The sequence below is a fragment of the Salinicola aestuarinus genome, assembly GCF_003206645.1.
Taxonomy (GTDB): domain Bacteria; phylum Pseudomonadota; class Gammaproteobacteria; order Pseudomonadales; family Halomonadaceae; genus Salinicola; species Salinicola aestuarinus.
This window is the reverse complement of sequence record NZ_PZJP01000005.1, coordinates 531,209-544,326: the sequence shown is the minus strand read 5'-3', so window position 1 is coordinate 544,326 and position 13,118 is coordinate 531,209. Positions and strand designations below refer to the sequence as shown.

The following is a 13,118-nucleotide window of genomic DNA, read 5'->3' as shown; positions in this document are numbered from 1 at the left end:
CCGTTTTGACCCACCGTCCCGCGACACCGAGCCATTCGAAGATCGATCTCCTGCGCCGCCGCCTGCTCCAGGGCATCGGGCTCACCTTGCCGCTCTCCATGGCGGGATGCACGGGAATGACCGCACCGGGTCCCGGACGATCGGCTCCCCAGGGGGCCGCAGTCGAACTGCTCTATTACGCCGACACGCTGGATGCGCTCGCGCCGTCGATCCCGCCCGTCGCCGCGACCCGAATCGGGCCCTCGAGCCGCATGGGTCGCGCGCCCTGGGCCACCGGCGCCGGAGTGTCGGCAATCGCCGGCGTCACGCCGCCGGATTTCTCGACAACGCCTCGAGCGGCGACGACTCGGCCGCTCGGCGGTTACGCGACGCTGGCCGCACTGCTGGCAGATTGGCGCCAGCGCCTGGGTGAGAAGCGCTGCCTGACGCTCGAGAACGGCCAGTGCTGGAACGGTGCCGGCCTGGGGCATCTCTCCCAGGGCGATGGAGGCGTCGCCAGCAGTCAGCTTTTCGGCAGCGATGTTCGCGTCAGCAGCGAGGAGCGCGTGCTATGGCCGGAGCGTGTCGAGGCGCTCTATCGGCGCTATGCACGCCCCGTCCTGGGTCGATCCAACGAGAGCGCCACCGCGGCTGGCGTCGTGCCCGTCAGCTACTTCGAACGCGGCGGGGCGCGTATCGGGGTGGTCGGCGCAACCGACCCCTACGCGGCGGACGAGACGCGGCCGCTGGATGCGTGGTATCTCGCCATCGAGTCCGACGTCGCCAAAGCGCGCGCGAGTGCCGATCTGGTCATCGTCCTGGCGGATACCGGGACCGGTCCGGGACTGTGGTTGGCGCAGCGTCTCGATCAGGCGGATCTGCTACTCTGCGCCCGCGGCCAGGATTTCTGGCCCACCCTGGTGGAAGTCGATCAGGCGCACGGCGAGCGTCTGCCGGTCTGCTTTCCCGGTTCCCGCGGGATGGGCGCCTATCGTATTCAGGCGCGCTCGCAGGCGGGGCGATGGCAGTTCGAGGCCACTTTTCTGCCGGCCGACGCCGGACAGCTATCCTCTGCGGCACAGACCCAGCGGCAGACGATGGCAACCGAGGTGGGCCGATGGCGCGCGCCCTATGCCGACTGGCTCGATCGCCCGGTGGGACGAGCGCCAGAGTGGCTCTGGCGTCGTGATACCACCGGCGGCAGCTGGGACGCCCTCATTGCCGAGGCGCTCTCCGGCGGTGACCCGGGCACTCCCACTCTCTCGCCGGGCCTGCGCCACGACGTGGTCCTGCCCCCCGAGGCGACGCTTACCCGAGACCACCTCCTGGCTCTCAGCGGCGGCCACGCGGCCCTCGTCTTCCCGGTCTCGCTCGATCACGCCGCATTGACCGGGCTACTCGAACGCGCCGCCGATCAGTGCTTCGGCACGCCGATTCTGCTCGACAACAGCGAGGACCTGCCGCGCCTGACCGGCGTCGACTGGACGTGTCGCTACGGCGCCGAGACCGGTCAACGCATCCAGCTGGCCGACGCCCCCCGCACCGACTTCGTCACATGGAGCGCCCGGGCCCACCCCCACCCCTCGAATGGCGAACCGCTCTGGCAGCTCATGGAGCGCCATCTACAGCAGCGCGACAACCGCCACCTGGCATCGCCGAATCGTCCGCGCATGCAGTTCGTCGAAGGGCATCCCGGCTGGCACCCCGAACTGCGCCTGGAAAGCTGATGCTGCGGTTCATGCCCCTTTCATCTTCCTGGCCGACAACGCTGGGGCGCTGGCTGCTCTGGTGCCTCGTCGCCTGGCTCGCAGCGCGCGTCATTGCAGGCTCAGCGCAGCTGATCTGGCAGTTGGCGCACCCGCCGGTTACCGCCGGCCATCAGGTCGTCTCGCCACCGCCGCACAGTCTGCCGGCCACGGCGGATCGCGCCTGGTCGAGCTCGCCGACGGAAACGACCACGACCGATCTGGCCCTGACGCAGCTACCGCTGAGCTTTCTAGGCATTGTGCGCGCGACACCGGTATCGCGTTCGCTGGTCATTCTGGACACCCCCGAGGGGCAACGCGTGCGTATGGCCGGTGAGGAGATCTTTTCGGACGTGGTGCTCGAGCGCATCACCGAGACGGGGCTGATCCTCGACAACCGAGGAACGCGGGAACGCCTCCCGTGGCCGCAGTCTGAAGCCGCTCCCGAGAGCATCTTCATCGTCGATCAGCGGGTCGCGTCACCCTCGCGCCGGATCGAGGCGAGATGGCCGGAGGTCGCGCTGCATCAGGTTTTCGGCGAGGACTACCGAACACGGCTGCTGGCCGAGCCGCAGCGCCTCTCGCCGCACCTTGCCGTGGTGCCCGTGGTAGAGAACGGGCGCCTGCAGGGCTATCGCCTGGCAGCGGGCGATGACGCGACGCTCTTCGACGCTCTCCCCCTCGAGCGCGGCGACCTGATCACCGCCATCGGCGAGCGCCCGATCGCCGAATTCTCGCCGGCCGACGTCGCCAGGGCCGTCGGCGACCTCCCCGTCTCGCTACAGCTGGTTCGCAACGGCGCGCCCCTCACTCTGGTTCTGGAGCCTTCCTCATGACACTGCGCCCGCTGCTCGGCCGCATTCTTCTAGCGGTGCTAGTCGCCACGTTCACCGCCTCCGTCCAGGCGCAGACGGCGGCAGAGGCATCAGACGCACGCTACACGGTGGACTTCGATAACGTCAGTCTGCCCGACTTCATCCAGAGCATAGGCCGTATCACCGGGCGCGACTTCGTCGTCGACCCGCGGGTTCGCGGTGAGATCAGCCTGACCAGCCAGCGCGCACTCACCGCCGACGAGCTCTATCGCGTGTTCCAGAACGAGCTTCAGGTCAACGGCTTCGCCACGGTGGCGCTCGCCGACGGCAGAGTGCGCGTCGTCCCCGACCAGGTCGCCCGGACCCAGCCGTTGCCAGTTGGCGGCGGTGACGGCCAGTCCATCGCAACACGCGTGATCGAGACTCAGTCTCTCGACGCGGCAACGCTCTCGACGATCATCGAGCCGCTGGTCGACGCCCGCGTGGGCGCTGTCAGCGCCTATCCCAACAGCAACCTGTTGGTCGTCACCGATTGGCAGGACAACCTGGATCGATTGACCCAGCTGGCGGCCCGGCTCGACAGCCGCCGGGACACCGAAGCCGAGGTCATTCCGGTGAACTACGCCGCCGCCGACGAGCTAGCGGAAACGCTCGACGGGGTGATGCAGGAGAACGGCAGCGCAACGCGCATCGTCGCCAGCCCCAGCGGCCAGGGCCTGGTCGCCTACGGACCGGCACGCGAGCGGGCGCGGCTGCGCCGACTCGTCACCTCGCTGGATACCCCGACCAGCACCCAGACCAATACCCGCGTCGTTTACCTCAATCACGGCAGTGCCGAGGCGGTGGTCAACGTCCTGCGCAGTCTGCGCGACGGCGGCGACTTCGATACCGGCGTCTCCCACGCCGCAATTGGGGCCGATGAAGCGCGTCCCGCGCTCGCCGGCGACGATCCGGTCGAGCAGTCGCGCCTGCGTTCGCCGAGCGGTACTGCCGGTGGCGGGGTCGGCGGTGAGGTCAGCTTCGCCGTCTATCCCGAAACCAACGCGCTGGTACTGACGGGGCCATCGAGTCGCCTCGACGCCGTCGAGGCGATCGTCAAACGGCTCGACGTGCGGCGCGCCCAGGTCGCCGTCGAGGCGATCATCGCCGAGATCAGCGAGAGTCGCGCCCGCGAGCTGGGCTTGCAGTGGCTCTTCGCCGACACCAGTGGCAGCGGTTCCGTGCCGATCGGCAGCGTCAACTTCCCGGTGTCAGGCAATCCCGGCATCAATGACATCGCGGCGGCAGCGATCAGCGACGACACCTCCGCACTCGGCAGCCTGCTCGGCGGTCTCGACGGCATCACCGCCGGGGTCGGGCGGCTCAGCGACAGCGGTATCAGTTTTGCCGCCCTGCTCAATGCCCTGCGCAGCGATACCAGTACCAATCTGCTCTCGACACCATCATTGATGACGCTCGACAACGCCGAGGCCTACATCCTGGTGGGTCAGGAAGTTCCCTTCGTCACCGGCTCCACCACGCTGGACAACGCCAACCCCTACCAGACAATCCAGCGCGAAGACGTGGGCATCAAGCTCAACATTCGCCCCAGCATCAGTGCCGACAACACCATCCGCATGGAGATCGGTCAGGAAGTATCGTCGATCGCCAATAACGTCGATGCCAGCGACGTGGTCACCAACAAGCGCGAGATCGAGACCACCGTCGTGACCCAGGATGGCGGCATGGTCGTACTCGGTGGGCTGATCAGCAACAACACCAGCAGCACGCAGCAAAGCGTACCGCTGCTCGGCGACATTCCCCTGGTCGGCAATCTGTTTCGCTACACCAGCAACGAGAACGAGCGTCAGAATCTGATGGTCTTCATCCGCGCACGGGTACTCCGCGACGGCCAGCCGCTGGATGCCGCCACCGCGGAAAAGTATCAGTACATGCGCGCCCAGCAGGTACTTCAGAAGCTCGACGCCGATCAGCAGCTGCCGCCGCTTGAGACAATGGTCGAGGGCAACACCGGCGCGGGTAACCTTTCGAACGCCCCCCAAGGCGCCTCGACGGCGAGCGCATCCTGGCAGCAGCTCTACCCCTCCGCCCGCGATCGGCTGGGGAGCCTTGCGCCATGAAGCCGAGCGCAACCCGCCAGCCGGCCAGCGATACCCTTGTCGAGGGGACAGACGCCGGCGGTGCCGCCTCGCCGGCGCATGAGGCGGGACCGCTTCTGAGCTATCGCAGCGCGCAGCGTGCCGGCATTGCCGCCGTCGCGGAATCCAAGGGGTACCGGCTCTACTGCCGCGAGGGTGGCGCGGCGGCGCAGATCGACACGCTTCAGGAGCTGCAGCGAGTGCACGGCACGGCCCTCGGCTGCGAGTGGCTCGACGACGAACGCTTCGAGGCGCGTCTGGCGGCCCTCTACGACAGCGACCGCGCCAGTACGGCCGCGCTTCTCGAGGGGATCGCCGAGCACGTCGATCTCGACAGCCTGATGCAGGAGCTGCCGCGCGCCGAGGATCTGCTCGACGCCGAGAACGACGCGCCGGTGATCCGGCTGATCAACGGGGTCTTCTCCGAGGCATTGAGACTCGGCGCTTCCGACATCCACGTCGAACCGTTCGAGAAGACGCTCAACGTACGGCTTCGGGTGGACGGCGCGCTTCGACTGGCGCTGACGCCGCCCCGAGCGCTGGCGCCGATGCTGATTTCGCGTATCAAGATCATGGCCAAGCTCGACATCGCCGAGAAGCGCCAGCCCCAGGACGGACGCATCGCCGTTCGCACCGCGGGCCGGCAGGTCGACATTCGTGTCTCCACGCTGCCCGGCATTCACGGCGAGCGCGTGGTCATGCGCCTGCTCGACAAGCGCGCCGAACTGCTCGAACTCGACAGTCTCGGCATGCCGCCGGCGGTGCTCGAGCGCTACCGGCAGGTGCTCCGCCAGCCCAACGGGATCCTGCTCAATACCGGCCCCACCGGCTCCGGCAAGACGACCACGCTCTACGCCAGTCTCAACCGCCTCAACGACCGTGAGCACAACATTCTCACCGTCGAGGATCCGGTGGAGTACGCCATTCCCGGCATCGGTCAGACGCCGGTCAACCACCACGCCGGGTTGACCTTCGCTCGGGGGCTTCGCGCCATTCTGCGCCAGGACCCGGACGTGATCATGATCGGCGAGATTCGCGATCTGGAGACCGCGGCCATCGCCGTGCAGTCGAGCCTGACCGGCCACCTCGTGCTCTCGACGCTGCACACCAACAGCGCGCTTGGCGCCATCGCCCGGCTGCGCGACATGGGCATCGAATCCTACCTGCTGTCGACCAGTCTCAAGGGGGTCATGGCACAGCGACTGGTGCGCCGGCTCTGCCCCCACTGCCGACAGTGGCACGACCCCAACGGCGTCGAGGCCAAGCCCTTCGCGGAACTGCCGGCGCTGGCGCGTCTTGCCGCGCCGGTCGGCTGCGATTCGTGCGACCAGACCGGCTATCGCGGACGCCTGGGTCTCTACGAATTCATCGCCATCGACGACACCCTGCGCGAAATGATTCACGACGGTGCGGCCGAAAATCAGCTCGCGCGTTACGCCTTCACGCACCAGCAGTCTCTTGCCGAAGCCGCCCATCGGCGCCTGGAAGCCGGCGATACCAGCCTCGAGGAGGTGATCCGTGCGATTCAGCTCGGTAACGATTGAGTCCGACCGCGGCGGCGAGGCGCGCTGACGTGCCGACCTACCGCTACGTCGCACTGACGGTAAACGGCGCACGGCGTCGCGATGTCGTCCAGGCCGACAGCGAGCGCCAGGCGCGCCAACGCTTGCGCGATCAGGGCCTGTTCCCTCGCAAGCTGCAGCGAGTGGAGGCCGGCCGCCAGGCACGGTCCGCCCACGCCGGTACGCGGGGGGCGCAGATGGACGCCACCCAGCTGACGCTGATGACGCGGCAGCTGGCGACGCTGATCGAGGCAGGCATCCCGATCGGTGATGCGCTTCAGGCGCTGACCGACCAGACGGAAAAGCCGCGCGCGCGCGCGCTACTGCTTGCGGTGCTCGATCGCGTACGCGAAGGACACAGCCTCGCCGACAGTCTACGCGCGCATCCGACGACGTTCTCCACGCTCTACTGTGCGCTGGTCGCCGCCGGCGAACGCGCCGGGCGTCTCGCCGTGGTCCTCGAGCGCCTCGCCGACTATCTGGAACGCGTTCAGGCTCAGCGTCAGAAAGCGCGCACCGCACTGGTCTACCCCACCGTGCTGATCGTCGTTTCGGTCGGGGTCGTGATCGGCCTGATGACCTATGTCGTGCCGCGCCTGGCGGATCAGTTCGCCAACGCCGACATGACGCTGCCCTGGATCACCCGGTTCATGATCGCCCTCTCCGAAGGGCTCCAGAGCAGTGGGTTATGGCTCGCGATCGTCGTGCCGCTGGTGATCGTCGCGATCAACCGTGCGCTGCGCCGAGCGGCCTTCCGGCGACGCTGGGACGCCGGCCTGCTGCGGCTGCCGCGGATCGGCGAGCTGGTGTCGCTGCTCGATACCGCCCGCCTCACGCGGACCCTCGCCATCCTGACGCAGAGCGGCATTCCCCTGCTGGACGCGCTGCGGGTCAGCCGGGACACGCTCGGCAATTGCCTACTGCGGGAAAGCGTCGATCACATCGCCGAGCGTGTCACCACGGGCGTCAGCCTGCACAAGGCGATGGGGGAAGTCGGCCGTTTCTCACCGACGATGCTGCACATGGTGGCCAGCGGCGAAGCCAGCGGGAGACTGGAGAACATGCTCGAGCGCATCGCCGACAACCAGGAGACGACCTTCAATCGCCGGGTGGACATGGCGCTCGCCCTGTTCGAACCGCTGATCATTCTCGCCATGGGCGGCGTGGTGCTCGCCATCGTGCTCTCCATTCTGCTGCCGATCATGCGACTCAACGGCGCGATGGCCATCTGATGCCCGGACTCACGTCATCTTTGTGAGACGCGCCGGGTTCACCCTTGGCGAAAGACGCGGTGTTTCACTCACTTCCCGACCCTCAGGAGATCACCATGCACGACCGCCGGCCAGCCCCACACGCTCAACGTGGCAAGACGACCGATACCCACCGCCAGTCGGGTTTCACCCTGCTGGAGATCATGGTCGTCATCTTCATCATCGGCCTGCTGGTGGCGATCGTCGCCCCGAACGTGCTGAGCAATCAGGACGAGGCGATGCAGCAGAAGGCGCGCGCCGACATCTCGACCCTAGAGCAGGCCCTCGACATGTATCGGATGGACAACTACCGCTACCCGACGACGCAGCAGGGTCTGGCAGCCCTGACCGAAAAGCCGACGCAAGCCCCCGAACCCAAGAACTATCGGGACGACGGTTACATCCGACGCCTGCCGGAAGACCCCTGGGGCAACGCCTACCAGTACCGCAGCCCGGGGGAGCACGGCAGCGTCGATATCCTCTCGCTGGGCGCCGATGCCGCCCCCGGTGGCGACGGTAACGACGCCGATATCGGCAACTGGATGCTATGACGTCGAGGTCGGACATCCGCGCAGCACTCGGTCGCCGCCAGCGCGGTATGACGCTGATCGAGCTGCTGGTGGTCATCGTGATTATCGCACTGGCGGCAGGGCTCGGCATCGCCTGGCTCGGCGGCGGTGAGCGCGATCGTCTGCAGACGCTGACGGATCGGCTGGCGCGCGACTGGCAGCTGGCCGCCGCGGTGGCGTTGGGCCAGCAGCGGGTCATCGGCTGGCGCCCCGTCGAAGGGGGTTATCGATTTGTCGCTTGGGAGCCGGCGCGCGCTGGCGGCGCGCCAGTGGTCGCGCCCCGTCGCACTCGAGATGACAGCCGCCCCCGACGAGGCGGATGGCGCCGAGCCGTGGCTGGCCTGGTGGCCGCAGGGAGAAGTTCTCGGCGGCACGCTGACGCTGTCGAGCCGGGGCGAGACACGCACCCTCGCCGTCGACGCGCTGGGCGTCCACGAGCTGGCGGCACCATGAATCTCGGTCGAGCAAGTCATGCCACCGAACGCGGCTTTACACTGCTCGAGGTCATGGTGGCGCTCTTTCTGCTGGCGATCATCGCCGTCGGGGTCTCCCAAGGGATCAATCAGCGCACGCGTATCGCCGTCGCCGAACGGGACCGGCTCCCCATGGTGCTCTGCGCTCGCTCCCTGGCGGCGGAGTTCCGTCTCACCCACTACTGGCCACCGGTCGGCTCGAGCGAAGGCGAAACGACCCAGGCAGGTACGCGGTGCTACTGGCAACTCGACGTTCAGTCGACCGCCATTCGCGCCATGCGCCGCGGCGACCTCACGCTGTTTCACGACGACGCTCGAGAGCGAGCCGAAATCACCTTCACGCTGTTCTTTTCGCCGCGATGATCTCCAAGCCCTACTCACCCGTTCCCCATTCACCTCCGCCCCATTCACCCAATGCGGTCGCGCACGGCGCCGAGCGGGGATTCACGCTGCTGGAGGTACTCATCGCCATCGCCCTGACGGCGCTGGTCGGACTGGGCGTCGCCGCGCTGGTCAACGGCCTCACCAACGCGAGGGAGCGTTTCGACGAGCCGCTGGCACTCAGTGACGATCTCCGTTGGCTGCGACGGGTCGATCGCCGCTTGAAAGCCGTGGTCATGCGGCCGGTTCACGAAAGCGGCCAGCCGCAGCTCAACGCGCGGCTCGACTACGCCACCGACTCTCGGTCGCTGGAGTGGGTCGCCCTCGCCGATACGCCGGTACCGCTGGGCGACCACTACACGCGCCTGCGCCGTCAGCGGCTGACCTGGCTGCCCGACCAGCGACGGCTGATGCTGACAAGTGCCGGTCTGCTCGACGCGGCGACGACGCCGGACTGGCAAGTCGTCGCCGTGCTCGACGACGTCTCCCGGATCGACTGGGCCTTCTTCGACGGCAGCCGCTGGAATCCAGTACCCGCGACGCCCCTGACACTCGGCGCGCGCCTCACCTGGTGGCGAGACGGAAACCCGGTGACGCTCACTGTCCGGCTGCCGGAGGCGACGTCGTGAGCCACCACCGACAGGACGGCGCGGCGCTGCTGATGGTGCTGATGTGCCTGGCACTCTGCGCGCTGCTGCTCACCCAGCTCGCCGAAGAGGGAGGCGATCAGGTCACGCGCATGCGGCTGCTGCAGAACGAGACCCAGGCCGACTTCTACGCCGCCGGCGCCGAAACCATCGCCATCCGTGCGCTGACCGACGGCAACGTGCGTCAGGCGAGCCTGTGGTGGCAGACGCTGGCGGGACGGCCGCTGGACTACCCCACCGACGAGGGCGACCTGCGCCTGCGCGTTCGCGATCTGCGCACCTGCTTCAACGTCAACGCCCTGGCGGGCGACGACTCGAGACTCGCCGAGCGGCAGCTGCGCGATTTTCTTTCCCGGCTGCCGGCAAGCCGGCTGGACGGGCTGACGCCGTCGACGCTCGCGGCGCGCCTGGCGGACTGGGTCGACGACGATACCCAGGCTCGTCCGAACGGCTTCGACGGCGCCGACTACGCTCGAGGCGATCCGCCGCGTGTCAGCGGCGATACGCTCATGCAGGACACGAGCGAGATCAACTGGATAGAACCGCTGAACCCACAGCGCTTCCAGCGATTGCCCGAGCTCTGCGCGCTGCCCGAGACCGGGCCCTGGCGGCTCAATCTCAACACGTTGTCTCTCACCGAGCTCCCCCTGCTCGAGGCGCTCTTCGAGGGTCGGGCCGGGCGCGGTACGTTGATTCGCCTGATCAACGCCCGCCCGGCCACCGGCTATCACAGCGCGGAGGCGGTGAGGGCGCAGCTCGGCGATAACGCCGACTGGTTCGATACCGACGGCGACCGGCTGACGTTGACCCCCGACTACGTCTCGCTGGACCTTGCCCTGACCCTGGGGGGCGAGCGCTTCCACTACTGGCGGCTGCTGAAAGCCGAGGGCATCAGTAGCTGGTCGCCGCTCTCCGCTGCCGCCCGGGTTCGGGTTCTGCAACGCCGCGATGGCTACGTTTCCAGCGCGCCCGACGCCGGCACCGAACCCGCCAACGTTTTCCAAGAGAACGCTTCATGAGCCGTTTTTCGAAGCGCGCGCGGCGCAGGCTGCCGACCCGCGCCAGCCGCCCTCGCCTGCTACTTCAGGTGGCGTGTCCGTCGGCGGCCGACCGTGGCACGCCCGATAGCCGTGTCGAATGGCGAGCGCTATGGTGGGCCGACGGCGGCGAGCCAGAACCCCGCTGGCGGCATCTGACGCCGGACATGACCGATGAACTCGCAACGCTGCGTCAGTGTCTGCAGCGCCGGCAAGGCGTACTGCTGCTGGATCCTGCAGCGACGAGCCACTTCCATCTGGCGACGCCGCCGGGGCTGCGACGCCGAGAGTGGCCGACGCTGCTGGAAGAGTCGCTGTGTGGTGACGTCGCTGCGCTTACGCTGCACCCGCTCTCCAATCAACGCGGCGAACTCGAGATCCTGGCGATCGATACCGCTCGGCTTCTCGCCTGGCGTGACTGGGCAGACCAGCTGGATCTGGCGATCGATAGCTGGACCACGGCGTTCATGATGCAGCCGGAGGCCGACGACACCGATCGGCTCAGCGTGATGGCCACCTCGGATCACTGGCTGCTCAAGGCGCTGGGCGAGCCGCTGGCCGGCCGGCCATCGCGCCAACGCCAGTGGCTTGCGTGGCCCCGCGGCTGGCCGCTTTCCCAACTGCCGCCGGCCTGGCTGACGCGCCAATGGCGCTTGGCGCCGGAAGGCCGGCTCGTCGAGCCTGCCGCGCTCGATGCCGATGACGTCGAGGATGTCCATCGGCAACCCCGCCTTTGGCTCGAACGGCTCCCGGCGACGCTCCCCAGACTCCCCGACGCCGAGCGATCGCGACCGCGCGGCTTGCGTGGTGTCTCGCCGGGCCGCTCGACACGTCGGCTGGGCGTTGCCGCCGTCCTGCTGGGCCTGATCCTGGGCGGGATCACGCTGACTCAGTGGCAGCTCGACCGGCGTGCCCACACCGAGCAGTCCAGGACTCTTCTCGCGTCCCGCTTTCTCGACGGCGCGATCCCCCGCGACGCCGGCGCACGTCTCCTCCAGCGTCGTGAAGCCCTCGACCGTCTGAGAGAGCGCAATCAACGCATCGACACCTGGCAGACGGAGCTTGCCGAGCGCTTCGAGCCGGACGACTGGCGGCTCATCGCACTTTCCGTCAAAGACGGCGAGCTGACCAGCGAGTGGGAGCGACTCGGTCGTGAGCCGATCCCCCCGCCGTCGATCCCGCAGGCACGCTTCGATTGGTCGACGTCGAAGCGACTCATCGTTCATCTCCCGCTCGAGGCGGAAGCCGCAACCGCGGCCGCCGAGCGTGCAAACGCCGAGGAAACGTCATGACGGCACTGGACGCTCTGAGAAGCGCATGGAACGACCGCTCGGCCGCCGAGCGTCGTCGACTTGCCGTTCTGCTGCCAATCGTCGTGCTGCTCCTGGCATACTGGTTCATCCAGTCTTTCGCCGACGATCAGAATCGGTCGACCGTCTCCCCGCCTGGCGAGACGCCACCGGCAACCGCGCGCCTGGTATCGCAGCTACCCGCCATCTCACCCATGAGCGAGGCGCGCTGGCGACAGGCGGGCGACGCGAGCGGCATCGCGCTGGACGAGATCCGCCGCAGCGGGCGAGGCTGGCGACTGCAGGGCCAGGTCGCCACCCGCGACGACTGGCGTGCGCTGACGACCTGGGCCGCCGATCGCGGCTGGTGGGCAACCGAATGGCGATTGGCCCGAGAAGCCGATGACAGCGTCGTGTTCGAGACACGTTTCAGCGCATCGCTCGAAGGCGACGGGGAGGGGACGCCGTGACCCGGGTTCGCCGAGCGCTGAGTATCGTTGTCATCGTCACCCTCTTTCTGGTGACGCTGCTGCTGAATTGGCCCGTCGGCCCCCTGTTGGCCGCGTTATCGAATCGCCTCCCTTCGGAGGTATCGATCGCGCCCGCCCACGGCACGCTGCTCTCGGGCAGTATCACCGAGCTCCGTATCGTCCCCTCTCAAGGCTGGCCCATCGGGCTCGGTCCGTTGCGCTGGGAGTGGACGTCGCCGGCATCGATACGGATGACGCTCGGCGACCGGCAATCATGGCAGCTGACCGGAAAGTGGCGAGGTATCGACAGTCACTGGCGTTTAACCGGCGGCAGTCTCGAAGCCTTCGCGCTTCAGCAGTGGCCCGCCTCGCTGGCGGGGAACTGGCAGGGTGAGTTAGTGGCCGACTTCGAGGGGGCGAGCTGCAAAGCGGCGCAGGGCTCCCTCGTCTCCAGGGACATCCGGCTGGTCACCCCTGCCCCGTTGGCGCTCGGACGAGGACGCTTGACCCTCGACTGCGATGGGGGGGCAGTGCCCCGGCTTGATTTTAAGATCGAGGACAATCCGAAGCTGGACATGACGGCCACGTTCGAATTGAGGCCGAGCGACGTTCGGGGAGAGCTGCACGGTCACCTCGATGCGAATCACCCGCTCGCCGACTGGTGGCGGTTGGTCGATAGACAGGCAAATTTCCCCGACCTCCATCGGACATTCGCTCGCTAAATTCCGGGAAATTCCTGATCGAATTTAACTTCATAAAACGT

At 67.7% G+C, this 13,118-nt stretch carries 13 protein-coding genes and 1 pseudogene; all 14 read left to right on the top strand.

Annotation, left to right across the window (positions count from 1 at the left end):
- Positions 1–5: 5 nt before the first annotated feature.
- The 14 genes and pseudogenes from DOM41_RS07840 to DOM41_RS07785 all read left to right on the top strand — a co-directional run bounded on the left by DOM41_RS07840 (position 6) and on the right by DOM41_RS07785 (position 13,077).
- Entirely contained in the window at positions 6–1,706 is a 1,701-nt protein-coding gene (locus tag DOM41_RS07840; RefSeq protein WP_223160948.1) for a bifunctional UDP-sugar hydrolase/5'-nucleotidase, read from the top strand.
- An 11-nt stretch (positions 1,707–1,717) separates the two neighbouring features.
- Entirely contained in the window at positions 1,718–2,560 is an 843-nt protein-coding gene (locus tag DOM41_RS07835; protein ID WP_157956881.1) for a type II secretion system protein N, read from the top strand.
- Complete coding sequence (gene gspD, locus DOM41_RS07830) at positions 2,557–4,659, top strand: type II secretion system secretin GspD (RefSeq protein ID WP_110686266.1); 2,103 nt, start codon at positions 2,557–2,559, stop codon at positions 4,657–4,659. Before DOM41_RS07835 ends, gspD begins: the two co-directional genes overlap by 4 nt.
- Positions 4,656–6,221 carry a type II secretion system ATPase GspE gene (gene gspE / locus DOM41_RS07825; protein WP_110686265.1) on the top strand — a complete coding sequence of 522 codons (1,566 nt, stop codon included), beginning with the start codon at positions 4,656–4,658 and terminating at the stop codon, positions 6,219–6,221. The genes gspD and gspE overlap by 4 nt, the downstream gene beginning before the upstream one ends.
- Before the next feature lie 29 nt (positions 6,222–6,250).
- Positions 6,251–7,471 (top strand): type II secretion system inner membrane protein GspF, encoded by a 1,221-nt coding sequence (gene gspF, locus DOM41_RS07820; protein WP_110686653.1) that lies wholly within the window; start codon positions 6,251–6,253, stop codon positions 7,469–7,471.
- A gap of 95 nt (positions 7,472–7,566) precedes the next feature.
- A complete protein-coding gene (gene gspG / locus DOM41_RS07815) occupies positions 7,567–8,040 on the top strand; it encodes a type II secretion system major pseudopilin GspG (protein WP_110686264.1) in 474 nt (157 codons plus the stop codon).
- Positions 8,037–8,141, top strand: a pseudogene (locus DOM41_RS17955) (prepilin-type N-terminal cleavage/methylation domain-containing protein); the annotation flags it as partial. The gene gspG and the pseudogene DOM41_RS17955, both read left to right, overlap by 4 nt.
- Positions 8,142–8,289: 148 nt before the next feature.
- Positions 8,290–8,511, top strand: a complete 222-nt coding sequence (locus tag DOM41_RS17780; RefSeq protein ID WP_245391775.1) for an elongator complex 1 family protein — start codon at positions 8,290–8,292, stop codon at positions 8,509–8,511.
- Positions 8,508–8,894 carry a type II secretion system protein gene (locus DOM41_RS17775; RefSeq protein WP_245391774.1) on the top strand — a complete coding sequence of 129 codons (387 nt, stop codon included), beginning with the start codon at positions 8,508–8,510 and terminating at the stop codon, positions 8,892–8,894. Before DOM41_RS17780 ends, DOM41_RS17775 begins: the two co-directional genes overlap by 4 nt.
- Positions 8,891–9,541 carry a prepilin-type N-terminal cleavage/methylation domain-containing protein gene (locus tag DOM41_RS07805; RefSeq protein ID WP_110686262.1) on the top strand — a complete coding sequence of 217 codons (651 nt, stop codon included), beginning with the start codon at positions 8,891–8,893 and terminating at the stop codon, positions 9,539–9,541. Before DOM41_RS17775 ends, DOM41_RS07805 begins: the two co-directional genes overlap by 4 nt.
- Complete coding sequence (gene gspK, locus DOM41_RS07800; protein ID WP_245391773.1) at positions 9,538–10,578, top strand: type II secretion system minor pseudopilin GspK; 1,041 nt, start codon at positions 9,538–9,540, stop codon at positions 10,576–10,578. Before DOM41_RS07805 ends, gspK begins: the two co-directional genes overlap by 4 nt.
- Complete coding sequence (locus DOM41_RS07795) at positions 10,575–11,888, top strand: hypothetical protein (protein ID WP_110686261.1); 1,314 nt, start codon at positions 10,575–10,577, stop codon at positions 11,886–11,888. The genes gspK and DOM41_RS07795 overlap by 4 nt, the downstream gene beginning before the upstream one ends.
- Positions 11,885–12,355 (top strand): hypothetical protein, encoded by a 471-nt coding sequence (locus tag DOM41_RS07790; protein ID WP_110686260.1) that lies wholly within the window; start codon positions 11,885–11,887, stop codon positions 12,353–12,355. The genes DOM41_RS07795 and DOM41_RS07790 overlap by 4 nt, the downstream gene beginning before the upstream one ends.
- Positions 12,352–13,077, top strand: a complete 726-nt coding sequence (locus DOM41_RS07785) for a hypothetical protein (protein WP_110686259.1) — start codon at positions 12,352–12,354, stop codon at positions 13,075–13,077. The genes DOM41_RS07790 and DOM41_RS07785 overlap by 4 nt, the downstream gene beginning before the upstream one ends.
- Positions 13,078–13,118: the final 41 nt, after the last annotated feature.